Source organism: Parasphingomonas halimpatiens (assembly GCF_036663795.1).
Taxonomy (GTDB): Bacteria; Pseudomonadota; Alphaproteobacteria; order Sphingomonadales; family Sphingomonadaceae; genus Sphingomonas.
The window spans coordinates 17,136-41,909 of record NZ_JAXOJP010000018.1; the positions used below are offsets into that span (position 1 = coordinate 17,136).

The window sequence follows — 24,774 nt, forward strand, 5'->3', positions numbered from 1 at the left end:
CGTTCGCAGGAACACAGCGCCGGTGGCGCGCGATGGACGCTACGCGCGCGTAACGGCATAAGGAAGCCGTGGACCGGCTGACGCTCTTCGACGCAATGCTGCGCATGCTGGCGATCGGGCAGCTGCTGTTGATCGCGGTCGTGATCGGCAGGGGCCGCGCGCCGCTGGCGATCCGGCTGGTGACGGCGGTGCTGTTGCTCGGCGTCGCGTCCTATCTGACGATCGCGACGCCGATGTTCCGCCCGCTCGACGGCCCGTTCTGGGCGTTGATCCAGCTGTTCGCGCAATCGGTGCCGCTGATGTTGTGGGTATTCGCCCATCTGCTGTTCGAACGCCCGATCGCGCGCGGTGCGGCGATCGCCGGACTCGCCGCGCTGTTCGGCTGCTGGATCGGCAACTATGTCGCCTTCGTCACCGGCTGGCAGGGTGGCTTCGTGGTCGAGGCGGTGCAGCGCCTGACCTCGCTGCTGCTGCTCGGCCACGCCATCGCCATCGCCATTGGCGAGCGCGGCGACGACCTGATCGAAAAGCGACGCCGGCTGCGCGTCGGCTTCGTCGTCATTGTCGGCGCGTTGGCATTCATCGTCATCGTGATCGAAATACTGCTCGGCTTTCGCCGTGCTGGGCCGGAAATCGCCTTCGGCCAGGCGCTGGCGATCCTCATCGCGACCAGTGCGATGGGAATCGCCCTGCTCGAGAGCGACCCGGACCTGCTGTTCGACCCCGGCCGCCCTGCCCCGGCACCCAGCCTGAGCCCGGCCGAACAGGTGCTCAGCGGCAAGGTGGCCGCGGCAATGGCGGAGGCGGTGCACCGCGAGGCGGGGCTGACGATCGGCGTGCTGGCCGAGCGACTCGGCGTGCCCGAGCACCGGCTGCGCAGCCTGATCAACCAGCGGCTCGGCTACCGCAATTTCTCGGCGTTCCTGAACCATCATCGCATCGCCGATGCCAGAGCATGGCTGGCCGATCCGGCGAAGGTCGACCTGCCGGTGCTGACGATCGCGATGGACCTGGGATATGGCTCGCTGGCGCCGTTCAACCGCGCATTCCGCGAGGATACGGGGCAGAGCCCGAGCGAATATCGCCGCGCGGCCTTTGCCGAAAAACGAAAAATGTCGATCAATTCCGAAAACGATCGTAGTTTTCCGGGCGCGCGCAGCCGGGCGGCGGCGGGCAGGATAGCGGATGGCGGGACAGCAATGCCCGACGGAGCCGTATGATGATCGACACACTTTCCCGCTTTGCCCTGCACTGGGTGCACAGCTTCCAGATCGAGATGATCCGCTATCTGATCGCCGCCGCCGGCGTCGCGCTGACCTATTGGGCGCTGCGGCGCTGGACCGCGCCGCGCCGTATCCAGCGGCGCCTCGCAAGCTTCGCCGACCGACGGCGTGAATTCCTGCTGTCGGTGCAGACAATCGCGGTGTTCGGCGTGGTCGACCTGATCGCCTTTGCCGCGATTGGCGCGGGGATCATCGCGATCCATCGCGGGCCGCCCAACTGGGCGATCTTCGCCGTGCAGCTGGTGGTGATGATCGTCGCGCACGACACCTGGTTCTACTGGATGCACCGCGGGCTGCACTTGAAGGCGCTGTTCCTCAAGGCGCACGCCGCGCATCACAAGTCGCGTACCCCGACATCCTGGGCGTCCTATGCCTTTGCGCCGATCGAATCGGTGTTCGAATCGCTTTATGTGCCGATCCTGCTGTTCGGCATCTCGCTGGTCACCCCGGTCTATCCGCTGGCGATCTTCGTCTTCCTCGGCCACCAGATTGCGCGCAATGCGATCGGCCATTCGGGGCATGAGCTGGCTTGGCCGGGCTTCACCCGCTCGCGCTGGACCGGCTGGCTGACCACCACGACGCACCACGACCTGCACCATAGCGAGGGGCGCTACGATTTCGGGCTCTACTTCACCTGGTGGGACCGGATCATGGGCACGCAGCACCCGCGCTATCATGAGCGCTTCGAGGCGGTCGCGCGGCCATGGATCGGGCGCGCGGCGCAGGCCCAGGTCGCGGCCGAGGGCGCCTGAGCGCAATGTACGGTGAATTCCCTGCCACGCTTGGGCTGGCAGGGAATTTGGCAGGGAATTTTCACATTTTTCCGGTGCGCCCGCAGGGAATTCCGCCGGCGCGCGGTGCAGGTGCGGAAGGGCGATGATACGCATCGGGCGAGCCAAGCACGATTGCGCTGAAGATTGAATCAGGCCCGCGCCGCGATTTTCCCTCAGCGTCTCCGCGGCTCCGCGTGAACCCAATTTTTCACGCGGAGACGCGGAGATACCGGTCGCACTTCGCGCCTTTGCGCCTTCGCGTGAATCCGGCTTGCTCACGCGAAGGCGCAACGACGCGGAGCCTTTTGGTCAAAGGCCGTACCGAACTCTTGCGGTATTATGGACGCGCTTCGCGTCGCGGCGCATGTTCAGTTTGGCGCAAGGCGGGATTTGCTCTAAGCCGCGCCACCACCACCGCGTTGCCACGGGGACATGATGCGCTTTTTCGCTCGGTTGACTGCCTTTGCCTGCCTGCTCATCGCGCTGCCCGCGACGGCCCAGCTGCTGCCCTCCTCCTCCAGCAAGGTGCCGATCGCGTCGCCGACCGACCCCGAGAATCTGATGTATCTCGACCTGTCGACCGGCGGACGGGTGACGCTCTGGCTGCGCCCCGATGCCGCGCCGAAGATGGTCGAGCGCGTCAAGCTGCTGACCCGCCAGCATTTCTATGACGGCCTCGCCTTTCACCGCGTGATCGATGGCTTCATGGCGCAGGGCGGCGACCCCAAGGGCGACGGCACCGGCGGATCGACGCTGCCCAATGTGCCGGCGGAGTTCAACTGGCTGCCGCATGTCCGCGGCGCGGTGTCGGCGGCGCGCGCCGAGGACGTCAACAGCGCCAACAGCCAGTTCTTCATCGTTTTCCAGCCGCGGCTCAGCCTCGACAAGAAATATACCGTGTTCGCGCGGGTGATCGACGGGATGCAATATGTCGACGCGATCACGCGCGGCGAGCCGCCGGCGAACCCGTCGAAGATCCTTCACGCCTATATCGCGGCGGACCATCCGCCGGCCTATGCGCCGCCCCCGCCGCCCGCCCCCCTGCCCTCGCTGTCGCCGGCACAATCGGCGACCGTGTCGCTGACGCCGGCCGCGCCGAAGCTGGCCAAGCCCGCGCCGAAGCCGGCCGTGCGCAAGCCGGCGGCGAAGAAATAAGGCCGACGCCTGTCGTCCGTCAGCGACGGGCGCCGACGCCATGAAGGTCGATCTGTTCGATTTCGCGCTGCCGCCCGAGCGGATCGCGCTGCGCCCGGCCGAGCCGCGTGATGCGGCGCGGCTGCTGGTGCTCGACGGCGCGGCGACGCGTGACGCCCAGGTCGGCGACCTGCCCGGCGAACTGCGCGCGGGCGACCTGCTGGTGTTCAACGACACGCGCGTGCTGCCCGCCCAGCTGACCGGCACACGCGGGGACGCCACGATCGGCGCGACGCTGCACAAGCGCGAGGGGCTACGGCGCTGGCGCGCCTTTGTGCGCAACGCGCGGCGGCTGCGCGACGGCGATGTGGTCGATTTCGGCCACGGCGTCAGCGCCGTCGCCAGCGACCGCGAGGCCGATGGCAGCATCGCCTTCACCTTTGCCGGCGAGGAGCCGGTCGAGCTGCTGCTCGAGCGCGCCGGGCGGATGCCGCTGCCGCCCTATATCGCCGCGCGCCGCCCGGCCGATGCGCGCGACGCCGAGGACTATCAGACGATGTTCGCACGCGAGGAAGGCGCCGTGGCGGCACCGACCGCCGCACTGCATTTCACCCCCGCGCTGATCGCGGCGCTCGATGCGGCCGGCATCGGCCATGCCATGCTGACGCTGCATGTCGGCGCGGGCACCTTCCTGCCGATGAAGGCCGACGACACCGACGACCACCGCATGCACGCCGAATGGGGCCGGATCGACGCGGCGACCGCCACGCGGCTCAACGCGGTGCGCGCCGCCGGCGGCCGCGTGATCGCGGTCGGCACGACGAGCCTGAGGCTGATCGAAAGCGCGACCGACGCCGCCGGCCAGGTGCAGCCGTTCGAGGGCGACACCGCGATCTTCATCACGCCGGGTTATCGCTTCAAGGGCGTGGACGGGCTGGTGACCAACTTCCATCTGCCGCGATCGACGCTGTTCATGCTGGTCAGCGCGCTGATGGGCACCGAGCGGATGCAGGCGGCGTATGCGCATGCGATTGCCGAGGGGTATCGGTTCTATTCCTATGGGGATGCGTCGTTGCTGCTGCCGTAGCTTGCCCGATTCCCGGCAGGCGCCCTGCCGCACCTGCTCGACCTGCTAACCCTGCTATCATTTTTTTGCCGAGCGCGGTGTTGGACCGCGCGCGCGGCGATCGCGTGCTGGCGCAATGACTTGCGGAAAAAGATGTTGGTGTCCGCGATCCAACATAACAGGTGCCGAGCAGGACGGTGGCAGGCGGCAGCAGGGCCTGCTTCGGGGCGAAGCAGGACCTGCTGACAGGAGTCCCGGATCGCGGGCGCGCCATGTTTTTGTCGACAATGAGAATGAGCTGCGCCGGGCGCGCGGGGGGGACGATGGCATGGATCGCTGCGCGTTGAATCACGGGATGGCGCCTGTCCGCGCCGACTGACTTGGCACCGGGCGCCGCTGCCGCGTCGTCGCGCGGGGAATCCGCGAGTGGCGCTACCGGTACCTGCCGGTCATGCATTGAGCCCCCAGACCGCCTATAGTCGCACGCACGCGGAATGGGGCCGGATCGACGCGGAGACCGCCGCACGGCTAAACGCGGTGCGCGGAATTGGCGGGCAGGTATCGCAGTCGACACAACGAGCGAAAGCGCAATCGACGCCGCCGGCGAGGTGCAGCCGTTCGAGGGCCAAACCGCGATCTTCATCACGCCCGGCTATCGCTTCAGGCGCGTGGACGGGCTGGTAACCAACTTCCATCTGCCGCGCTCGACGCTGTTCGTGCTGGTCGGCGCGCTGATAGGGGCCGAGCGGATTCAGGTGGCGTACGCGCATGCGATTGCCGAGGGGTATCGGTTTTATTCCTATGGGGATCCGTCGTTGCTGCTGCCATAGGGAGCGAGCTTCACAGTTTAGAGTAGGCCCATGGCCATGACTCTAGTTCAAGCCAGCTCCCAACAGGCACCGCGCTCTTGGTCAGATATCTTCATTTCGAACAATCGATTGCGGCTCAGGCAGGGCAGCTAACTTGTACAACTTTGCTCGCTTTGGGACTGGCGCGTCGAAAAGTATCCCGACCTCAGTAGGGGCTGACACTACGACGCGCTGCTGAGCAACATCGTCCATCATCAAACTAACAACTACGCGCTCAGAACACACCCGCTCCGTGACAATAATAAATGTATCATTCTTACTTATACTTACACCATCCATAACGCATACCGTTCGGCAGTTCTGGAAAACTTCTGCGACCGTTCCAACAAATGAAGCCTTTTCCTGAGCCTCTAGATGCTCAAGCCCATGTCTTTTAAGTAGTTGATCAACTACAAAGCATAAACAGCGTATAAAATCCGCATAGTCCCTTAATTCCTCGAACCCCAAAATTTGCTCTACTTCCACTAATCCATGGGCGGCGTCATTTCTATACTGGATAAAACTAGTGAGTTTAGAAGATGTTTGCTCGACTATCTTTTTCTCTGTCTGAAAATGACTCGTCAGAACGGGGTGACGAGACACCGACGACACCAAGTCAGGAATTCCGCACCTGCTAAATATTTCGAGCAAGTCGTCCCAACGTAAATTATTTTTATGATGAGGCAAGCACTCAGCCGATAGAACGTATCCTATTTCGCCAGAGAGCGCAGTATTATATTCTGATATCAGTGTACCTTCGACCAGGTGACTGTATTTTACTCGCGAAATATTACCCAGGACAAAAACAATTCCCGACGCATATCCCTCCTTAATCTTGTCAGGCAGCAAATTATATAAGCAACCTTTTGCTCGAAATTCTATCCAATCCGCTAGCAAATTCTCACAAAACTGCTCAAATAGTGCGTAAATCCTACTTACTGCCGCACAATGATCTTGCACCCTCCACTGCATGGAAGTGGGGCCGCTCGACCTCATGTGATCAATATCAACCTCACAATTTGTCGGCTCCATTGGAAGTCGATAAGTTGATATCATATTGCGCGACAGGCCATTTACAAAAAGATAAGCCAGCGCACTATCGATGCCTGCTATTGCGCGATTGTAAGATTGAGAAAACATTATTATTATACAGCGAAATTATTAAACATGTTCGACATCAGCGATATTCTGTTTTGCACATCGCGCTTTGAATTTTGTCTCCCCGTGAACGTCCCTTCCTCGTGTGCACGAAATAGGTTGGCAGTTGCCACAATAATGTCCTCTCGGCGCTCTACCAATCGGCCACGATGGCGCGCATTTTCTGACAGGGCCACCATTACGGCGTCAAAGACAGCCTTCTGAGGCCGATCAGACCAATGCCCAGATTGAACGTCAAACTGCGAGAAAACGTGCTCGCCGTAAATTTCAGAAGCTAAGCTGATGGCATCATTAAATTCGACCTTCAGCGCGCTGATGGTTTCTTCACTAAATGATGCAGCTCTCATCATATATATGTCTAAAAACCCCTGCATTCCGCGTGTATAATGCTCAGCGTTGCGGAGGGCAAAAAACCGCAAGACCAACTCAGCGTCTTCCATCTTCTGGAAGAAATTTGAACTAACTAATATCTTATCACGCGCAGTTAATTCATCTGGGTGATACTCAGGCAATTTCCAAGCTCGTCGTATTATAGAGTTTCTCGACAATTCTAACAATAGCTCGTTAAAAACCCCAGGAAATAACGCATTTCTTATCTCTTGCCGCTCTAACTCCACTCCACCCGTATTCAATCGCTCAAATACGATCTGTCTAAGCAATAAAGCTTCTTCATCTTGCGGGGCAGACTCCTTAAGCATCACTATTGACGAGATTGAACGTCTATCAATTCCCGCTTTAACCATACTAGGAAGATTGTGGTAGTATCGACCTTCAAGTTCCGGCCAATGTTGAAGATCCGTTAATGGAAATTTATTCTCATAGAAGTCTCTTATTGCACTTATTCTTTGCTGGCCGTCCATTACCTCATATGAGTTAAACTCTTTTTCGTATAAAAAAACTGGAGGTACTGGAAGATTTATGAGGAACGATTCAATGAGGCGACTTTGGCGCGTAACGTCCCAACGTGGTCGCCGTTGGTAGAACGGTCGGACATCCATATACTTGGTGTTTTTTAGTTGAGCAGCGAAGCCAGGGAGTTTTTCGCGATTACTCTCGACAACAATCCGGCCTTCGCCACGCTCATATTTTTCGTTGATTTCTGCATCGGTTAGAGTTGTACGTTTTGCGCGCACAGAGACTTCCCACATCTCGCGCTCGGCCTCGGTCAGCGTCATCTCTCTTCCCATCGGTTTCTGTGACTATTACCATTGCGGGCGAGCCGGGCAAGTCGCCGTTGGTAGTCTTCCAATGACATCAACGCGCGCCCTCCCCCCATTGAGCCCCCTCCCAGACCGCCTATAGTCCCCCGCATCACCATCAAGGGGCTCCTTCATGAAGCGTCGCGTTCTGCTCCTCCCTCTCCTGTTGTGCGGCGCGTCGGTCGCCTCTTTGTCGTCGGCGCGGCCGGCGCCCGAGGCCGATGCACCATCGCGCAGCTTCTCCCCGCGCGACGTGTTCGCGCTGGCGCAGGCGGGCGACGTGCAGATCAGCCCCGACGGCAAGCGCATCGCCTATACCCGCGCGACCGGCGACATCATGATCGATGGCGATCGGCGCGACATCTGGCTGGTCGACACGGCGACCGGCAAGCAACAGCCGCTCGGCGTGGCGGGCAGTTCGCGGCCGCGCTGGTCGCCCGACGGCACGCGGCTGGCGTTCGTCGCGAGCGGCGCGGGCGGGCGGCCGCAGATCTTCGTCCACTGGATGGCGTCGGGCGCCAATGCGGCGCTGACCGCGGTGCCCGAGGCGCCGTCCGACATCGCCTGGTCGCCCGACCAGGCGAGCATCGGCTTCACCATGTTCGTCCCCGGCAATGGCGCGTCGCTGGGCCATGTCGCGCTGGCCAAGCCCGAGGGCGCGCAATGGGCCGAGCCGATCAAGGTCATCGGCCGGGTCAATTTCCGCGCCGACGGCGCGGGGTATCTCCGCCCGGGCTACAACCATCTGTTCGTCGTGTCGGCGGACGGCGGCGCGGCGCGCCAGCTGACCTTCGGCGCGTTCGACGATGGCGGCAGCCTCGCCTGGGCGGCCGACAGCCGCCACCTGCTGATCGGCAGCAATCGCGGCAAGGACTGGGAGCGCGACCCCAACAACAGCGACATCTTCAGCGTCGATGTCGCCAGCGGCGCGCTGCGCCAGCTGACCACGCGGCAAGGCCCCGACGAGCAACCCGCCGTCTCGCCCGACGGCAGGCTGGTCGCCTATGTCGGCTTCGACGACAAGCTGCTCGGTTACCAGAACCATCAGCTGTCGATCATGAACGCCGACGGCACGGGCACGAATGTCGTCGCCGCCGGGCTCGACCGCGATGTCGGCGATCCGCACTGGGCCGCCGATGGGCGTTCGGTGTTCGTCAGCTATGCCGATCACGGCGTTACCAAGGTGGCGCGCATCGCGCTCGACGGGCGCGTGCTGCCGGTCGCGCAGGGCTTGGCCGGCGGCGAGCTCGACCGGCCCTATTCGGGCGGCAGTTATTCGGTGGCGCGTGACGGGACCGTGGCTTTCACCGCCGGCGACCCGACCCGCCCGCCAGAGGTGGCGGTGACGCGCGGTGCGGCGACGCGGCGGCTGACCGACCTCAACCGCGAGCTGTTCGCCGGCAAGGCGCTGGGTACGGTTGCGCCGCTGCCCGTCACTTCCTCGGCCGGCGGACTGGCGATCGATGCGTGGATGGTGACGCCGCCCGATTTCGACCCGGCGCGCAAATATCCGCTGATCCTCGAAATCCATGGCGGGCCGTTCGCCAGCTATGGCCCGGTGTGGTCGACCGACGACCAGCTCTATGCCGCGGCGGGTTATGTCGTGGTCTATGCCAATCCGCGCGGCTCCACGTCCTATGGTGAGACCTTCGCCAACCGTATCCATCACGATTATCCCAGCCAGGATTATGACGATCTGATGAGCGTGGTCGATGCGGCGATCGCCACGGGCCATGTCGACCCGGCCAATCTGTTCGTCACCGGCGGGTCGGGCGGCGGGGTGCTGACCGCGTGGATCGTCGGCAAGACCGACCGCTTCAAGGCGGCGGTGACGCAGAAGCCGGTGATCAACTGGACCAGCGAGGTGCTGACCACAGACGGCTATTCCTCGATGGCGCGCTACTGGTTCGGCAAGATGCCGTGGGAGGACCCCGAGCAATATTGGCGCCGCTCGCCGCTCAGCCTGGTCGGCAACGTCAAGACGCCGACCGCAGTGATGGTCGGCGAGGAGGACCATCGCACCCCGCCGAGCGAGGCCGAGCAATATTATGCCGCGCTGCAGCTGCGCTCGGTGCCGAGCGTGCTGATCCGTGTGCCCGGCGCCAGCCATGGCGGTCTCGCCGACCGGCCGTCGCAACTGGTCGGCGAGAATGCCGCGATCCTCGCTTGGTTCGAACGCTATCGCGGCACAACGAAATGATCCGCAAGGCTATTGCGCTCGCGGCCGCCGCCGCGGCGAGCGTGGCGGCTCCCGATGCCGCGAAACCCGACGCGGCGACGCAGCGCTGGTGGACGCTTTCGACACTGCTGTCGGACGACGCGATGCAGGGCCGCGACACCGGTTCGCCCGGTTATGAACGCGCCGCGCGGATGGTCGCGGCGCGCTTTGCCGCCGCCGGGCTGAAGCCGATCGGCGAGCAGGGCGGCTGGCGCCAGGCGGTGCCGATGGAACAGGTGGCGATCACCGCCGCGACGATCACGGTCGACGGCCGCCCGTTGCGGCTGCTCCACGACATCATGACCAACCCGGCGCCGGGCATGGTGACACTGCTCAGCGCGCCGCTGACCTATCGCGGCTATTGCGGCGCCGCGGCGATGAGCGAGGTGAAGGACAAGATCGTCATCTGCCACGGCACGCGCCGCGCCGGCCTGCCCTCTGATGCCGACCGGCTCGCCGCGGCCAAGGCCGGCCATGCCATGGGGATGATCACGATCGCCGACCCCGGCTTCACCGTCGAGCCGCCACGCTGGCCCTATGCCTATGCGCGCAGCGTGTGGATTACGGGATCGCCGCCGGCGCCCGACGCACTGCCGCGCTTCACGCTGAATGCCGACGCGCTGGCGACATTGCTCGCCGGCAGCGGGCAGGATGCGACCGCGCTGATCGCGGCGGGGAGCAGCGGCGCGCCGCTGCCGGCGTTCGATTTGCCCGGGCGCTTCGATGCCCGCTTCACGCTCGCGCAGAAGACGCTGAGCTCTCCCAATGTGCTGTTCATGCTGCCCGGCACCGACCCGGCGCTGGCCGACCAGGCGATCGTGCTCTCGGCACATCTCGATGGCTATGGGCCGGGCGAGCCGGTGGCCGGCGACGCGCTCTATAACGGCACGCTCGACGATGCTGCCTATGTCGCGCTGCTCATACGGCTGGCGCAGCAGCGCCACGGCAAGGGTTTTCGCCGCCCGGTGATCTTCGCCGCCTTCACCGGCGAGGAAAAGGGGCTGCTCGGCGCGCGCTGGTTCGTCGCCAACCCGACCGTGCCGCTGAGCCGCATCGCCGCCGACATCAATCTCGACCAGCTGCGCCCGATCTTCCCGCTCGATCTGCTGACGGTCCATGCGCTCGACGACACGACGCTGGGCGACCATGTCCGGGCGGTGGCGGCGGCGATGAAGATCGCCGTGCAGCGCGACCCCGAGCCCGAACGCAACCTGCTGCGCCGCGCCGACCAGTGGCCGTTCCTCCAGGCGGGCATCCCGGCGACGGCGTTCGTGTTCGGTTATCGCCCCGGCAGCGAGAGCGAGCGCATCTACCGGCAATGGTACCGCACCGGCTATCACCGCCCGCAGGACGACCCGCAGCAAGCGATCGACTGGCAGGCGGCGTCCGACTTCAACCGCTTCTTCCTGCGGCTCGTCGCGCGCGTCGCCAATGCCCCGGCCGCGCCGGCGTGGAAGCCGGGGAGTCTGCTGGCACCCGCCGCGCACCGGTGATCCGGATCACACCGTCAGCGAGAAGACCATCCCCGGTGCGACGGTCGCGAAGCGATGGCCGCCGGCCTCATAGCCGATCGGCTGACCTTGATCGGGTCAGCGGACGTGCGTGAGGGATCGGTCGCGGCGTCGCGATCGAACGGGCCCGAGCGCGGATGCACCGGGTCGATATGCTTCGCCGCGCGGTCGACATCGGTGCAGTTGGCGCACGAAAAGCCGTTGACCTGAACGGGTGCGGGATAGTTGGCGGCGCTGACGACCATGACCTGGATCCTCGGTATCACCTCCATTATAGGCGGGCGCGGTTACCAGGCGCTCCGCCCGCCGTGCCGCGAACCGCTCAATGCGTGCCGCAATAGCCCGGCAGATAGATCGCCTCCTCGCCATGCGCGGCGTGGAGCGCCTTCATCACCGCCTTGTCGAAATCGCGCGCCAGCAGTTTGGGCGAGATGCGCGGGCGCAGGAAATCGGCCCACAGAAACTCGGCATAGGGCGTGTCGACCTTGGCATAGCCACCGGCGCGGCGGATCTCGCCGGCGAGCGAGCGATAGGGGTCGTCGATCAGCTTGGCGACGCTGCGCGGCACATCGTCATAGGGGCGGCGGCGCCCTTCCCCGTCATAGGGATGCAGCCAGTTGCGATTGTCCATGAAGGTCAGGAAGCGGCGCTTGCCGAGATGATCGAGCGTCGCGACGATCTGCACCAGCACCTCCTCCACCCCCTCGTCGTGCAGCGCGCGTGCCAGGTGATGGTTGTCGATCAGCCACATCGTGCCGCCCGGCCCGACCACCACCGGGATCATGTGGCGGCCGAGAAAATCCGGCCCGTCGCGATCGAGCCGCTCGCGCCATTCGTGGCGTTTGCGCGCCACTTCGCGATAGCCGACCGTCATCTGGGTCGGGCGCAACCGCGCGATCGGCACGGGGTGAAGCACGGGCTGGGTCGGATGGTTGAGCATCTCAGGCTGTCTCCTCCTGCTGCGCGACCGCGTCGGCGACGCTGAAGGTAGCGCCGCGCGCCAGTTCCTCCAACCCCGCCGCCATCAGCACGTCGCGCACCGCATCATGCGCGCGCGCCAGCACGACGCGGCGGCCATTGGCGGTGAGCGTCGCGACGCACTCGCCCAGCGCCTCGACCGCGCTGCTGTCGAGATCGCTGCTTTCCTCGAGACTGAGCACGATCAGCCGCGCGTCGGGCCGTGCCAGCGCGCGGGCCACGATCGCACCGAGCGCGCTCTCGGCATTGGCGAAGAATAGCGGCGCATTGGGGCGGAACAGCGCCACGCCCGGCAACCCGCGCGCCTCGGGGTGGCGCGCGATATCGACGAAATCATGGCTGGTGCCGACGCGGCCCAGTTCGCTGATCGTCGGCTGCGAGAAGCGCCGCAGCAGCGTGCCGAGCGACAGCAGGATCGCGGCGAGCATGCCGTTGAGCACCCCGAAGGCGAGCACGCCGAGCGCGGCGGCAATCGCCACGCCTTGGTCGCGATCGAGCCGGAACAGCCGCACGAACGGCGCCGGCGCGAGCGCATGGGTCAGCGCGGCGATGACGATCGCGGCGAGCAGCGGCTCGGGGATGCGCGCGACGAGCGGCGCGGCGAACAGGATCAACGCGGCGAGGCCGAGCGCGGCGACCACCGCCGACAGCCGCGAGGTCGCCCCGGCGCTGTCATTGGCCGAGCCGACCGAAAACCCCGCGCCGACCGGCATGCCGGCGACCAGCGCGGCGGCGAGATTGGCCCCGGCCAGCGCGCCGAGCTCGCGGTTCGCGTCGAGCGTGTCGCCGTGGCGCAGCGCCATCGAGCGCATCGTCCCCCAGCTTTCGGCGAACAGGATCAGCGCGATCGGCAGCGCGAGCTGCGCGACGCGCGCCCAGCCGCCGAAGCTCAGCGCGGGCAATGTCGGCCAGGACAGCGCGAGCGGGATCGGCCCGGTCAGCGCGACACCGGCCGCCGGCAGATCGACCAGCGAGGCGAGCGCGACGCCGGCGGCAAGCACGATCAGCGGCCCGGGCAACGCCTTGACGCGGCGCAGCAGCAACAGCGCGAGCAGCGCGCCGGCCCCGACCAGCAGGCTCGCGACATGCACCGTGCCGATGCGTTCGGCGAGGCCGAGCAGCACCAGCGCGATGTTGCCGCCCGGCACCTTGACCCCCGCGATCGCCGGCAACTGGCGGACGATGATCGTCACCGCGAGGCCGAAGGCGAAACCGCGCAGCACCGGCCGCGAGACGAAGCCGGCCAGCCCACCGAGCCGGAACAGCGCCGCCACACCGAACATCACCCCAACCAGCGCGACGACCGCGATGACCAGCGCCCCGCCCGCCACCGGCAGCGCGGCGAGCGCCGCTGCGAGGATCGCGGCGGAGGACGAGGTCGGCGCGACGATCGCATAACGGCTGCGCCCGAGCGCGGCATAGGCCAGCCCGCCCGCCACCGCCGCGGCGATAGCATGCGCCGGCGCGAGCCCGGCGATCCCGGCATAAGCGACAGCCTCGGGCAGCATGATCCCCGCGACCGCCGCGCCGGCAAGCAGGTCTCTGGTCGGCAGCGTCATCGCGTCAGCCTACCGCGATGGCGCGACCGTGCAACCGGCTTCGCCGCTACCGATCCGGGTCGCATCGATCATTCATGGTCTTGTCAGGCGCGGGCGATGTAGAGAAGGGGCAAGCCCTCCGAACGCAAGGACGACCGATGCCCCTTCTCTTCCCGATCGCCCTGCTGCTCGCCGCCCCCGCTACCGCGCAAACCGCGCCACCGCCGCCCGCCCCGCCCACCGCCGCCGGCGCCCCCCAGCCCTCCACCCCGCCAACGATGGTGGTCGAGCCGGTCGCGATGATGATCGCCGCCTGCGATATGGATGGCGACGGCCACGTCACCCGTGCCGAGCTCACCACCTGCGTGACGCGCAGCTTCGCTGCGGTCGACGAGACGCACAGCGGGTCGATCGGCTATATCGGGTACAGCGACTGGGCGCTGAAATGGCTCGGCGACGCCAACGCCCTGCCCAGCCCGTTCAGCGTCGACGCCAATGGCGACAACCGCATCACGCTGGCCGAATTGCAGGCCGAACTGGCCCGCACCTTCGACCGGCTCGACAAGAACCATGACGGCGTGCTGACCCGCGCCGAACTGCTGACGATCCGCGCCAGCACCGGCGGCGGAGGGCCGGAGCGCGGCGGAAAGAAGCGGCGCTGACGCCGGAGCCGGCTTGCATGGCATAGCGATGTACCGAGCCGCGCGGTCGGCGACGGGAGGAGACTATGCGGTTGCTGTTCGCGCTCGCCATGCTCGCATCGCTTGGTTCTGCCGCCGAGGTCGCGACCTGGCGCGATCTGCTCGCTCATGGCAAGACGGCAGAAGCCCTCGCCGCAGTCGATAAGAGCGCCGCGACCAACGACCCCGAGGCGCTCGATTTTCTCGGCTGGTTCTATGACGAGGGGCGCGGGGTTGCCGTCGACAAGGCCCGCGCCGCGACGATCTATCGCCGCGCCGCCGAGGCCGGACAAAAGCACGCGCAATGGCGGCTCGGCGTGATGCTCGACACAGGTGATGGCGTCGCGAGCGACCCCGCGCAGGCCGTCGCGTGGTTTCGCAAATCGGCCGCGCAGGGCTTCACCAATGCCTATGTCAGCCTCGGCGTGATGTATTCTACCGGTCGCGGCGTGCCGCAAAGCTACGCCGGCGCGCTGCTCGCCTATCAGGAGGCGGCGCGGCGCGGCGCGGCAACGTCCCTGCCTTCAACGAGATCGGCGTGGTCTATCTGCACGGTGAAGGCGTCGCCGCCGATGCGCATGAGGCAGTCGCCTGGTTCATCATCGCCGCGACCGCCGGCGATGTCGTCGCGCAAGGCTACCTGCTGATTGCCGGCAAGGACATGGACCGCAGCGCCATGGAGGCAGCGGTACAGCGCGCGACCGAGATCGCCCGCGAATATCGCTTCGATCAACGCGCACCGACGGCCAACACCTGACACCATCACGTCCCCGTCATTGCGTGCCGGCAGCACGCGTGTTATTATAACAATACACTGGGAGAGCGAATGGGCCGTGCTGATGGCGTTGTTCTGGATGAGTTACGTTGGCTGGGCGCTGAGCGAACTGGTCATCTTCCGGCGTGATCCCGGCGCGACGGGCGGTGTGGCGGCCGATCACGGCAGCCGTGTGGTGATCATCGTCGCGATGGTTGCGGCGATCGTCGCGGCGGTCAACTTCGCGCTGCACCTGCCCGCCGCGCGCCTGCCGCTGTCGCGCCACGTCGCGCTCGTCGTCGGCATGGTCATCATGTGGAGCGGCATCGCGCTGCGGCTGTGGTCGGTGCGCACGCTCGGGCGTTTCTTCCGCACCGAGGTGACGATGCTCGACGATCACCGGCTGATCGCGCACGGCCCCTATGCCCGGCTGCGCAACCCATCCTATGCCGGGGCCATGGTGACGTGCCTCGGCTTCGGCCTCGCGCTCGACAATGCGGCGTCGCTGGCGACGATCCTGCTCGTCCCCGGCCTCGCCTTCGCCCACCGCATCCGCATCGAGGAAGCCGCGCTCGCCCGGCGCTTCGGCGCGGCCTGGACGGCGTATCGCGCGCGCAGCTGGGCGCTGCTGCCGCCGGTGTGGTAGGCGCTCGACAAGGCAGGGCGTGCGCGGCAAAGCGGAGCGCCATGTCCGCGCTGCGCTCCATTCCCGAAAGTTTCGCCACCGACGAGGTCGCGGCGATCGACGCGCGGCTCGATGCCGTGGTGCGCGACGAGCGCGTCGCCATCCCGCTCGCCATCGAAAGCGGCAGCCGCGCCTGGGGCTTTGCCTCGCCCGACAGCGACTATGACTGCCGCTTCCTCTACCTCCGGCGGCGCAGCGACTATCTCGCTTTATGGGCGCCGCGCGACGTGATCGAGACGCCGCTCGATGGGTTGCTCGACGTCAATGGCTGGGACGTCGCCAAGGCGTTGCGATTGATCGTCAAGGGCAATGCGGTTGTGATCGAATGGCTGCGTTCGCCGATCGCCTATCGCGGCGACGCGGCCTTTCGCGACACGCTCGATGCCTTTGCCGAAAGGATCGCGCCGCGCGGCCTGATCGCGCGCCATTATCTCCACCTCGGCGAGCGGCAATGGACACGCCATGCCGATGGCGGCGAGATGCCGGGCAAGAAGCTCTTCTATGCGCTGCGGCCGGCCGCCGCGCTGCGCTGGATGCGGCACCATGCGGGGCGCCTGCCGCCGATGAACTTCGCCCAGTTGCTCGCCGAGAGCGCACCGCCGGGCGAGGTCGCCGCGATCGTCGCGGACCTGATCGAGCGCAAGGCGCGCACACGCGAGCTAGGCACGGCGCCGATCCCGCCGGCGATCGCCAGCTTCATCACGAGCGAATATGATCTCGCCCAGGCCGCCGACCGTGGCCCGCTACCCGACGATGTCGCGCGCGACGCCGCGCAGGCGATGTTTCTGGAGTTGCTCGATCGCTTCGCGCCAGGCGACTGACGCGTGAAGTAGTCGGTGATCCACGCGCGCGCGCCTGGTTCGCGCAGGCGCCTACACGGCCACCCGATGAATAGGGGCGGCGTTGTGGCCACGCGAACATGTACTACATTCGTCCTGTGAAAATGCTGCTGCTTCTTCCTGTGGCTGGGCTGATGGTCTGGTCGGTGTGGAAATTCATTTCCGAACTGACGTCCAGCGGGTCGGCCGCCGCCGACATGGAAGATGGCATATCACAGTACGATGGGACGGGGTCAGATCTTTAGCGCTGGCCGCACCGGCGCCACAGCAATGTGACATCGGGAAATTCGCGCATCCGCTTCAATGCAACCCGGCGCCCGAGCAAGGATAGCTAGTCTCGACGATCTACGCTGGCGAGCTTAAGCCGCAGATACTGCGTTTCGAAGTCCGCGAGCGCCGCCTTGATGCGCATTCGGCTCCCGGCGCCGCGCGACCGCCTCACAACGCCATTCCGATCGGCGCGGCAGGCTGCGAACGCAACTCTGACGCTACCAGGCGGCAGGCCATAGTCATGGGCTGTAACACATTGCACATAAGGCAAGATCAGACCGCCCACGGTCGGATCAACCTTGATGTGTAGCGTCGATTCACCCGAGGCCATCGAGGCCGACATAAGCAGGATTGCCCACATGGTGACGATTTAGCATCCTGGCCTATCTTCGCCAATGGTGCGGGTGGCCGGGCTGCCACTTCGACCCAAACACTCGAACTCCCGGCAATCCCAACCCGTCGGCCTGGTACGCGCGATGGAGGGCGGGGGCGGGGGCAGATGCGGGCAAACGTGGTGCTTAGCTGCCACTCGCCGACTGAATATATCGGCCCAAGTCATCGAGAATTTCAGCCTGGGCTTCTGCCCGCCACTGCAAACGGATCTGCCACTCCTGCCTGCCGTCGAGTGACACAAACAGCGACAGCCCATCATCGTGCGGCTGGAAAGCTGATCCCAAAAAGGTCCAGGCCTCTCCCGCGGGATGAGTGTCGCCGTCGAAATCGGTGAAAGGAGCGGCGACGACGCTCTGGCCGCCGGCGATCAGCCCTTGGAAGGAACTTTTGCCATTCAGCGCGGTCCAATGGCCCTGTTCAAATGGTCCGATCATGCGACGGGCTAACGCAATCGCCATTCGGTCGCAACCGGGGTGACAGCCGACTGACACCTCCGCGACCCCAACACCCGAAACCCTCGACAATCCCCACCCCAAACGGCATGGCACCTTCGTGACAATGCCCCCCCGTTTCGCCTTCTCCATCACCACCACCGACGGCAAAGCCCGCACCGGCGCCATCGCGATGCGGCGTGGCGAGATCCGCACGCCGGCCTTCATGCCGGTCGGCACCGCCGCGACGGTCAAGGCGGTCAAGCCGGCCGATGTCCGCGCCGCCGGTGCCGACATCATCCTCGGCAACACCTATCACCTGATGCTGCGCCCCGGCGCCGAGCGTGTCGCGCGGCTCGGCGGGCTGCATGGCTTCATGGGTTGGGACCGACCGATCCTCACCGACAGCGGCGGTTATCAGGTGATGAGCCTCGCCGACCTGACCAAGCGCTCCGAAGAGGGCGTAGCGTTCAGGTCGCATCTCGACGGCTCGCGTCACCTGCTCAGCCCGGAACGCTCGATCGAGATCCAGCGGCTGCTCGGCTCGGACATCGTCATGGCGTTCGACGAACTCGTCCCCACCACCTCGACGCCCGAAGTACAGGAAGCGGCGATGGCACGCTCGATGCGCTGGGCGAAGCGCAGTCGTGCCGCCTTCGACGGCGGCGAGGAGCATGCCGCCGGCGCGGCGCTGTTCGGCATCCAGCAGGGCGCGCTCGACGAGGGATTGCGCCGGCAATCGGCCGATGCACTGATCGACATCGGTTTCGACGGTTATGCCGTCGGCGGCCTCGCCGTGGGCGAGGGGCAGGAGGCAATGTTCGGCTGCCTCGATTTCGCGCCCGGCCAGCTTCCCGCCGACAAGCCGCGCTATTTGATGGGCGTCGGCAAGCCGGACGACATCGTCGGCGCGGTCGAGCGCGGCATCGACATGTTCGACTGCGTCATGCCGACGCGCTCGGGCCGCACCGGGCAGGCGTTTACCCGCACCGGCCCGATCAACATCCGCAACGCGAAGTTCGCCGAGGACCGGGGACCACTCGACCCCGAATGCGCCTGCCCGACCTGCGCGACATGGAGCCGCGCCTATTGCCACCATCTCGTTCGCTCAGGCGAAATTCTCGGTGCGATGTTAATGACCGAGCATAATCTGTGGTTCTATCAGGCGCTGATGGCCGATCTGCGCGCCGCCATCGCCGAAACACGGATCACCGCGTTTGCCGATGCGTTCAGGGCGCGTTACCGCGGAACCAGAGGAGAGTAAGCGTGCCCGATAAGGAAGACAGTAAGGACAGCAACGAGATCATCGCCGCGACGCGTGCCGCCAAGCGCCACCAGGATGCCGCCGCCGGCACCCCCGAGCCGGCGCGCAACCGCGTCTGGCCGATTGCCGCCGCCGGCGTCGCGATCGGCTCCGCCGCACTCGCCGCCGCGTTGCTCTACGCGCAGCAACGCAAGAAATAGCGCCACGTTACCGGCGTTACGACGACAAATAGCCATACCACAGGATCAGCAACACCAGCCGGGGCGCGAACGCCGAGCGGCTGATCGCCGCCAACACGCTCGCGGCCAGCGCCGTCGTCGCACCGGTGAAAACCGCGAGCGTTAGCGGTCGAGCTGACAGGTTGAGCAGTGCTGCGGGTGCGGCAAACAAGACAGCCCAGGCAACGCCCGCCATCACGAACGCGACCCGCCGGGCGAGCGGCGATTGCGATGCCGTGCGCGTCAACGCGAGCAAGCCGCTCGCCTCGCTCCGGCCGGCATGGCCGGCAATCGCGAAGATCAGCAGCAGTGCCGCCGCCGGGCTGCCGATATGGCGATAGTCGCCGGCCAGCCCCGCAAGGGCAGCGGATACCGCCAGCAGCAGGAACGGGCGCCCCCAGCCAATCAGCCGGAATTCCGCCCATGCCAGATTGCCGAACGCGAATGCTGCCCGTCCGGCCTGCGCCGCATTGGGATCGGCCGGCTTCGGTGGCGGCGCGGCGAGCAGGCGCGCGACGATCCCGCGTCGCGCGGCCTTGCGGCGCGGCCGATGCGGGCGGTAGATCAGCCCGGCGAACACCGTGACGACCACCGACATCAGCGCCCAGGCGAGGCGCGAGGCGATATAGCCTGGGGCCGTAATCCCGGCCATCACGTCGAGCGGCACCCGGCCCGGCGCGAGCCGGTCGCTGCCGCCGATCGCGATATTGTCGTGCGCCGTCGGGACGGGGCCGACCAGCGGACGATAGAAGCCGGGAAAATCGGCGAAATTGGTCGCGAAACTCGATCGCGCCCCTTCCACCGCGGCGGGCCCAGCGAGCGACGTGATCCACAGGATGAGATAGAGCAACTCACCCAGGCCGCGCCGCGTCAGCGCCACGGCATCGAACAAGATGCGCAACGCGGCGATCCCCATCACCGCCGGCGCCGCGACCAGCCACAGCGTGAGGCTCAGTTGCACGATGTCGAGCGGGCCGGTGACGATCAGCCAACCGAGCAACCAGCCCGCGAGGGTCAGCGTCGCGAGCATCGCGAACAATATGGCGACATCGGCGCCGAACCGCCCGAGCGCGATCGCGACGCGCGACGCGGGCGTGACCTCCTCGATCTGCCATGGCTGCCGCCGCGTGACGTTGGCGCGGAGGTAGAGAAAGCCGATCGGCAGCAGCAACGTCGACACGACGATGCCAAGCGACACCCCGAGCACCGCCGATGTCATCACGGGCAGATGGTTGCCGAGCGCGATCTGTACGCCCGATCCATCGTCGCGCGCGACCATGAAGCGCGCCCCGACCGGTCCGAGGATCAGCAACAGCCACAGCCCCCAGCTGCGCCGATAGCGCGTCAGGCTGGTGCCAAGGGATGACCGCACGACGGCGACCGCGCTCATGCCGGCAGCACCCGTCCGCCCTCGACGCGCAGCACCGCCACGGCGTGCGGCGCGAGTTCCTCAGCGAGATGCGTGGTCATCACCACCGCCGCCGACTTCGCCGCTTCGAGGATCAGCGCGCCGACCTTGCGTGCGGTCTCGCCGTCCAGCTCGGCGGTCGGCTCGTCGAGCGCCAGCAGGCGCGGCGCGCCGAGCAGCGCCTGGGCGAAGATCAGCCGCCGCCGCATCCCACCGGAGAAAGTGGCGATGCGGTTGTCGATATCGCCGTGCAGCCCGATCGCGGCGGTGATCGCGCCGAACTGGCCGTCGGCGGCAGCGAGATCGAGCCCTTTCAACGCCGCCATGTGCAGCGCGAAGCCGCGCGCGCTGAGATCATCGGGCAGGTCGACCGCCTGCGGCGCATAACCCAGCGACCGGCGCAGCGCGGCGCGGCCCGCCGGCAAGGCCACGCCGTCCCAAAGGATGCGGCCCTTGGTCGGTCGTTCGGCGGTGGCGAGCAGGCGCAGCAAGGTCGACTTGCCGGCACCGCTCGGCCCGGTCAGCAGCGTGAGCCCAACCGGAAAGCCGATGCTGACATCGTCCAGCACCAGCGTGCGGCCATAGGATTTGCGGACGGAATCGAGCGCGAGAATGTTCATCCGATGCGTGTTACTTATATAATACAGTAAGTGCAAGGGCGACGCATCCAGGCGCGGCCCGTGCGCTTCGGCAATGGCCGCGCCTAAGCGGTGGCGCGGGCGCCGGGCCGCCCTTCGGTCACGAACAGTGCCAACGCCAGCGCCGCGAGCGCCGCCCCGCTCAGCGCGGTCGTCGTCCAGCCGCCATGGGCATAGGTGAGCGACGCGAGCGTCGACCCCGCCGCGCCGCCGATGAACATGCAGGTCATGTAGCTGGCATTGACCCGTCCCCGCGCCTCGGGCGCAACCCCATAGATGACGCGCTGGCTGAGCACCTGGTTGAACTGGACCGCGGCATCGAGCAGCACCGCCATCGCGGCGAGCAGGATCAGGCCGTGCGCCGCCGCCGCCCAGTCCGCACCGAACATCGCCAGCACCGCGCTGACCAGCGCCACCGCCGTGCCCGCGCGGATATAGCCCCGGTCGCCCAACCGCCCGGCGATCGGCGCGGCCAGCGCACCGCCCGCACCGGCCAGCGCGAACAGCGCGATGCCGATCTGGCCGAGCCCGAAGCGGTCGCCGAGCAGCAGCGGAATCGCCGTCCAGAACAGGTTGAAGGTCGCGAACAGCAGCACCTGATAGGCGGCGCGGCGGCGGATCGTTGGGGTGCGCACCAGCAACGACAGGCTAGAAGCGAGGATCGCACCATAATGCATGCCGGGCCGCGGCTTGCGCGTCGGCAACAGCCGCGCCAGCACCAGGCCGAGCACCACCATCAAAACGGCGGAAACAGCGAAGATTGCGCGCCACCCCGCGACCGCCGCCAACGCGTTTGCTGCGGGGCGTGCGAGCATGATCCCGGTAATCAGCCCCGCCATGATATTGCCGACCACCTGCCCGCGTTTGGCATCAGGCGCGAGATGCGCGGCGAGCGGCACCATCACCTGTGCGCCGACCGAACAGAAGCCGGTGACGAACGAGAACAGCAGGAAGCTTACCGCGTCGCGCGACAGGAACACCCCCGTCAGGCCAAGCGCGGCGCCCGCGACCATGACGAGGATCAGCCGGCGATTCTCGACCAGGTCGGCGAGCGACACGATCAGCATCAGCCCGGCGCCGTAACCGATCTGGGTCAGCGTCACGACCAGCCCGGCGATGCCCGGCGGCAGCCGCAGCGCGGGCGCGATTTCGCCGACCAGCGCCTGGGCGTAATAGAGATTGGCGACCATCAGGCCGCACGCGACGGCAAAGACTAAGGTCAGCCGAGCGTCGATCGGGCGGGTTTGGGGGGGCATGGACACCGGGCGAGCCCTTAGGCGGCGCCCGGCGCAGCGGCAACCTCACAATCAGGGCGCGCGACCTCGCCTTTCGCCGGCCGGCAGACCTGCTAACATGGGCACCGAGGAGTCGGAAAAAGATGGAAGATCTTCTTCATGGCAGCATCACGCGGCGCGCGGCGATCGCCGCCGCCGCGCTTGGCCTCGGCGCGACCGTCGCCCGCGCCGTGCCCGCGCCGGCGCTGCTCGCCGTTCCCGAGGTCGACAGCCTCAGCGTCCAGGTCGTCACCGACAGTGCGACCTTCGGCCCGTTCCTCGAAAATCTCGATCTGCCGGGAATGAAGGTGCTGCGCGCCGGCAATGGCGGGACGCAGCACATGCCGCGGATGCTGCCGCACGCGCTGCTCGGCGAATTCGGCCTGTCGCTGCTCGCCGCCTCCCGGCGTGGTGCGCAAAGCCGCGAAGTAATGGTCGATTTCGGCTATTCGCGCGAAGTGCTGGCCAACAATCTCGGGCTGCTCGGCATCGATCCGGCGCGCATCGACGCCGCAGTGCTCAGCCACGGCCATCTCGATCATTATGGCGGGTTCGCCGGCCTGTTCGGCGCGCATCCCACGCGAAGCCGCCATCTCCCGCTGACCGTCGGCGGCGAGGAGACCTTTTGCGAGCGTATCGCGATGGTCGGCGATCCGCCCCCGGTGATGGGCGCGCTCGACCGCGTCGCGCTGGCCCGCGCCGGCTTCGACGTGCGGATCGACCCGGCACCGCGGATCGTCGCCGACCATGCCTTCACCACCGGCGTCATCCCGCTCGACAGCTTCGAACGCGCCGCGATCCCGACGCGGATGCGCCCCGGCATCGGCTGCGATCGCACGCTGCTCGATCCGGCCAAGCGCAACCAGGCCGAACTGGCCGATGATGGCGAGCACGAACTGGCAACCTGCTATGCGGTCAAGGGGCTCGGCCTCGTCGTCATCGCCTCGTGCAGCCATCGCGGCGTGATCAATTCGGTGCGCCGCGCGCAGGCGGTGTCGGGGATCGACAAGGTCCATGCCGTGATCGGCGGCTTCCACCTCGTCCGCCCGCGCACCGCCGACGAGGCGCGCCGCACCGTCGCCGAGTTCGCGCGCATCGACCCGACCTGGATCATCCCGATGCACTGCACCGGCGAGGTGTTCATCGCCGAGGCGCTGCGGCTGATGCCGCAAAAGGTCGTGCGCTCCTATGTCGGCTCGACCTTCGTCTTTTCGAACAGTCCGGCGGCAATCTAGGGCCGCTCGGCCGGAGCCGGCAAAACTGCCAACATCATTGCGGAACCGATTGATCCGGTACGCATTAGGCGAGCGTGAACACCCTGGCCAAGGCCGATCGCGCCCGCGATCGCGCCGCCCGCCTGCACCGTGAAGCGCTCAATTGCCTGACCATTGCGGTCGGCGAAAAGGTCGAACTGCATGCCGCGCAGCTGATCGACGAGGCCGAGCGCCTGACGCGCAGGGCTGCGGAGTTGTCGACCGGCTAGAGCATCGGGCAAGAATTCTGATTACATGCCGTGTCTATCCTTCCTTCCCCGGCGAAGGCCGGGGCCCAGTCGGGATGATGGATATGATGAGCGGCAACGCCGGTCGCAGCGTCCCCCAACTGGACCCCGGCCTTCGCCGGGGAAGCCAACAAGAGAACGCCGCTAGCCTGCTTCCCGGCACAGTATTCCCGCAGACCGACCAAAGGGCCTTTCGCCGTTACTTCCCCGCCATCACCGCATCGACGAAGCATGTCGCCAGCCGCCGCGACGGGTGCCCGGCGCGCGCCTGCGCCCAGGCAACCGAGCCGCTGCGATCGTCGGGCGCGATCACCCCACCCCAGGTGTCGACCAGCCGGTAACCTTTGCGCCCGACGCGGTGGAAGAAGAACACCCCGCGCTCGGCATCGGCGGGCGTCGCCCATATCAGCCGCCAGTCGCCCTCGGCGAGGACATGGCTGACCTGGGCAGCGGTGACCTTCTGCTTGCCGACCCGCGTAACCAGCGCGGCATCGGCGGCGCGTTGGGTGGCCGTCATGGCCGGGCGCAGCGCCGCGCAGCGATTGCCCGGCGCGGCGGCAACCGGGCTGGCGAACAGCGCGGACATCATGGCAAGCGATAACAGCGAAACGCGCATCGATCTCTCCCCCTCATCTCCCTGGCCGACGATCGCGCGATCCGGCCGATTCCCGTCATAGCGCGGGCCGACACCCCTTGGCACCCCCGCGACAAAC

General features: G+C 66.4%; 24 protein-coding genes and 1 pseudogene. 15 read left to right on the forward strand and 10 right to left on the reverse strand.

The window, feature by feature from the left end; translation table 11 throughout:
- Nucleotides 1-68: 68 nt before the first annotated feature.
- From U1839_RS16975 to U1839_RS16995, 5 genes and pseudogenes are all read left to right on the forward strand, one after another.
- Nucleotides 69-1,220, forward strand: coding sequence for an AraC family transcriptional regulator (locus U1839_RS16975; protein WP_332804773.1), 1,152 nt, complete (start codon nucleotides 69-71; stop codon nucleotides 1,218-1,220).
- A complete protein-coding gene (locus tag U1839_RS16980) occupies nucleotides 1,220-2,035 on the forward strand; it encodes a sterol desaturase family protein (protein ID WP_332804774.1) in 816 nt (271 codons plus the stop codon). Before U1839_RS16975 ends, U1839_RS16980 begins: the two co-directional genes overlap by 1 nt.
- A 456-nt stretch (nucleotides 2,036-2,491) precedes the next feature.
- Nucleotides 2,492-3,211: a peptidylprolyl isomerase gene (locus U1839_RS16985; RefSeq protein WP_443030632.1), complete on the forward strand. Its 720-nt coding sequence runs from the start codon at nucleotides 2,492-2,494 to the stop codon at nucleotides 3,209-3,211.
- Nucleotides 3,212-3,251: 40 nt separating this feature from the next.
- A complete protein-coding gene (gene queA, locus U1839_RS16990; protein WP_332804776.1) occupies nucleotides 3,252-4,277 on the forward strand; it encodes a tRNA preQ1(34) S-adenosylmethionine ribosyltransferase-isomerase QueA in 1,026 nt (341 codons plus the stop codon).
- A 411-nt stretch (nucleotides 4,278-4,688) separates the two neighbouring features.
- A pseudogene (locus U1839_RS16995) lies at nucleotides 4,689-5,086 on the forward strand (S-adenosylmethionine:tRNA ribosyltransferase-isomerase); the annotation flags it as partial.
- Between the two features lie 81 nt (nucleotides 5,087-5,167).
- On the opposite strand, the gene U1839_RS17000 reads toward U1839_RS16995, so the two are convergent.
- Together U1839_RS17000 and U1839_RS17005 are read right to left on the reverse strand one after the other, a co-directional pair.
- The gene (locus tag U1839_RS17000) at nucleotides 5,168-6,244 is read right to left on the reverse strand and encodes an MAE_28990/MAE_18760 family HEPN-like nuclease (protein ID WP_332804777.1); all 1,077 of its coding nucleotides are present in this window, start codon (nucleotides 6,242-6,244) and stop codon (nucleotides 5,168-5,170) included.
- A gap of 5 nt (nucleotides 6,245-6,249) precedes the next feature.
- On the reverse strand, nucleotides 6,250-7,437 hold the full coding sequence (locus tag U1839_RS17005; RefSeq protein ID WP_332804778.1) for a GmrSD restriction endonuclease domain-containing protein: 1,188 nt from the start codon (nucleotides 7,435-7,437) through the stop codon (nucleotides 6,250-6,252).
- A 157-nt stretch (nucleotides 7,438-7,594) separates the two neighbouring features.
- On the opposite strand from U1839_RS17005, the gene U1839_RS17010 reads away from it, so the two are divergent.
- Nucleotides 7,595-9,661: a S9 family peptidase gene (locus U1839_RS17010; RefSeq protein ID WP_332804779.1), complete on the forward strand. Its 2,067-nt coding sequence runs from the start codon at nucleotides 7,595-7,597 to the stop codon at nucleotides 9,659-9,661.
- A complete protein-coding gene (locus tag U1839_RS17015) occupies nucleotides 9,658-11,172 on the forward strand; it encodes a M28 family peptidase (protein ID WP_332804780.1) in 1,515 nt (504 codons plus the stop codon). Before U1839_RS17010 ends, U1839_RS17015 begins: the two co-directional genes overlap by 4 nt.
- A gap of 14 nt (nucleotides 11,173-11,186) precedes the next feature.
- Here the strand turns inward: U1839_RS17015 and U1839_RS17020 are convergent, their stop codons facing one another.
- The 3 genes from U1839_RS17020 to U1839_RS17030 all read right to left on the reverse strand — a co-directional run bounded on the left by U1839_RS17020 (nucleotide 11,187) and on the right by U1839_RS17030 (nucleotide 13,727).
- Nucleotides 11,187-11,435, reverse strand: a complete 249-nt coding sequence (locus U1839_RS17020; RefSeq protein ID WP_332804781.1) for a hypothetical protein — start codon at nucleotides 11,433-11,435, stop codon at nucleotides 11,187-11,189.
- Between the two features lie 77 nt (nucleotides 11,436-11,512).
- Nucleotides 11,513-12,130: a ParB-like protein gene (locus U1839_RS17025; protein WP_332804782.1), complete on the reverse strand. Its 618-nt coding sequence runs from the start codon at nucleotides 12,128-12,130 to the stop codon at nucleotides 11,513-11,515.
- 1 nt (nucleotide 12,131) lies between these two features.
- A complete protein-coding gene (locus U1839_RS17030) occupies nucleotides 12,132-13,727 on the reverse strand; it encodes a SulP family inorganic anion transporter (RefSeq protein ID WP_332804783.1) in 1,596 nt (531 codons plus the stop codon).
- A gap of 137 nt (nucleotides 13,728-13,864) precedes the next feature.
- Here U1839_RS17030 and U1839_RS17035 point away from each other — a divergent pair, with 137 nt between their 5' ends.
- The 4 genes from U1839_RS17035 to U1839_RS17050 all read left to right on the forward strand — a co-directional run bounded on the left by U1839_RS17035 (nucleotide 13,865) and on the right by U1839_RS17050 (nucleotide 16,646).
- Entirely contained in the window at nucleotides 13,865-14,368 is a 504-nt protein-coding gene (locus tag U1839_RS17035) for an EF-hand domain-containing protein (protein ID WP_332804784.1), read from the forward strand.
- A 65-nt stretch (nucleotides 14,369-14,433) separates the two neighbouring features.
- Nucleotides 14,434-15,033, forward strand: a complete 600-nt coding sequence (locus tag U1839_RS17040) for a tetratricopeptide repeat protein (RefSeq protein ID WP_332804785.1) — start codon at nucleotides 14,434-14,436, stop codon at nucleotides 15,031-15,033.
- Nucleotides 15,034-15,225: 192 nt separating this feature from the next.
- Nucleotides 15,226-15,786 carry a methyltransferase family protein gene (locus U1839_RS17045; protein ID WP_332804786.1) on the forward strand — a complete coding sequence of 187 codons (561 nt, stop codon included), beginning with the start codon at nucleotides 15,226-15,228 and terminating at the stop codon, nucleotides 15,784-15,786.
- Nucleotides 15,787-15,827: 41 nt separating this feature from the next.
- Entirely contained in the window at nucleotides 15,828-16,646 is an 819-nt protein-coding gene (locus tag U1839_RS17050; RefSeq protein ID WP_332804787.1) for a nucleotidyltransferase domain-containing protein, read from the forward strand.
- An 806-nt stretch (nucleotides 16,647-17,452) separates the two neighbouring features.
- On the opposite strand, the gene U1839_RS17055 is transcribed toward U1839_RS17050, so the two are convergent.
- On the reverse strand, nucleotides 17,453-17,761 hold the full coding sequence (locus U1839_RS17055; RefSeq protein WP_332804788.1) for a DUF3601 domain-containing protein: 309 nt from the start codon (nucleotides 17,759-17,761) through the stop codon (nucleotides 17,453-17,455).
- Nucleotides 17,762-17,885: 124 nt separating this feature from the next.
- Here U1839_RS17055 and tgt point away from each other — a divergent pair, with 124 nt between their 5' ends.
- Together tgt and U1839_RS17065 are read left to right on the forward strand one after the other, a co-directional pair.
- The gene (gene tgt / locus U1839_RS17060) at nucleotides 17,886-19,022 is read left to right on the forward strand and encodes a tRNA guanosine(34) transglycosylase Tgt (protein ID WP_332804837.1); all 1,137 of its coding nucleotides are present in this window, start codon (nucleotides 17,886-17,888) and stop codon (nucleotides 19,020-19,022) included.
- A gap of 2 nt (nucleotides 19,023-19,024) precedes the next feature.
- On the forward strand, nucleotides 19,025-19,222 hold the full coding sequence (locus U1839_RS17065) for a hypothetical protein (RefSeq protein WP_332804789.1): 198 nt from the start codon (nucleotides 19,025-19,027) through the stop codon (nucleotides 19,220-19,222).
- Nucleotides 19,223-19,238: 16 nt separating this feature from the next.
- Here U1839_RS17065 and U1839_RS17070 read toward each other — a convergent pair whose 3' ends face one another.
- The 3 genes from U1839_RS17070 to U1839_RS17080 all read right to left on the reverse strand — a co-directional run bounded on the left by U1839_RS17070 (nucleotide 19,239) and on the right by U1839_RS17080 (nucleotide 22,542).
- Complete coding sequence (locus U1839_RS17070) at nucleotides 19,239-20,630, reverse strand: hypothetical protein (protein ID WP_332804790.1); 1,392 nt, start codon at nucleotides 20,628-20,630, stop codon at nucleotides 19,239-19,241.
- The gene (locus U1839_RS17075) at nucleotides 20,627-21,268 is read right to left on the reverse strand and encodes an ATP-binding cassette domain-containing protein (protein ID WP_332804791.1); all 642 of its coding nucleotides are present in this window, start codon (nucleotides 21,266-21,268) and stop codon (nucleotides 20,627-20,629) included. Before U1839_RS17075 ends, U1839_RS17070 begins: the two co-directional genes overlap by 4 nt.
- A gap of 83 nt (nucleotides 21,269-21,351) precedes the next feature.
- A complete protein-coding gene (locus U1839_RS17080; RefSeq protein WP_332804838.1) occupies nucleotides 21,352-22,542 on the reverse strand; it encodes an MFS transporter in 1,191 nt (396 codons plus the stop codon).
- Nucleotides 22,543-22,664: 122 nt separating this feature from the next.
- On the opposite strand from U1839_RS17080, the gene U1839_RS17085 reads away from it, so the two are divergent.
- Nucleotides 22,665-23,795: an MBL fold metallo-hydrolase gene (locus U1839_RS17085; RefSeq protein WP_332804792.1), complete on the forward strand. Its 1,131-nt coding sequence runs from the start codon at nucleotides 22,665-22,667 to the stop codon at nucleotides 23,793-23,795.
- Nucleotides 23,796-23,869: 74 nt separating this feature from the next.
- A complete protein-coding gene (locus U1839_RS17090) occupies nucleotides 23,870-24,043 on the forward strand; it encodes a hypothetical protein (RefSeq protein ID WP_332804793.1) in 174 nt (57 codons plus the stop codon).
- Nucleotides 24,044-24,260: 217 nt separating this feature from the next.
- Here the strand turns inward: U1839_RS17090 and U1839_RS17095 are convergent, their stop codons facing one another.
- Nucleotides 24,261-24,677, reverse strand: coding sequence for a hypothetical protein (locus tag U1839_RS17095; RefSeq protein WP_332804794.1), 417 nt, complete (start codon nucleotides 24,675-24,677; stop codon nucleotides 24,261-24,263).
- Nucleotides 24,678-24,774: the final 97 nt, after the last annotated feature.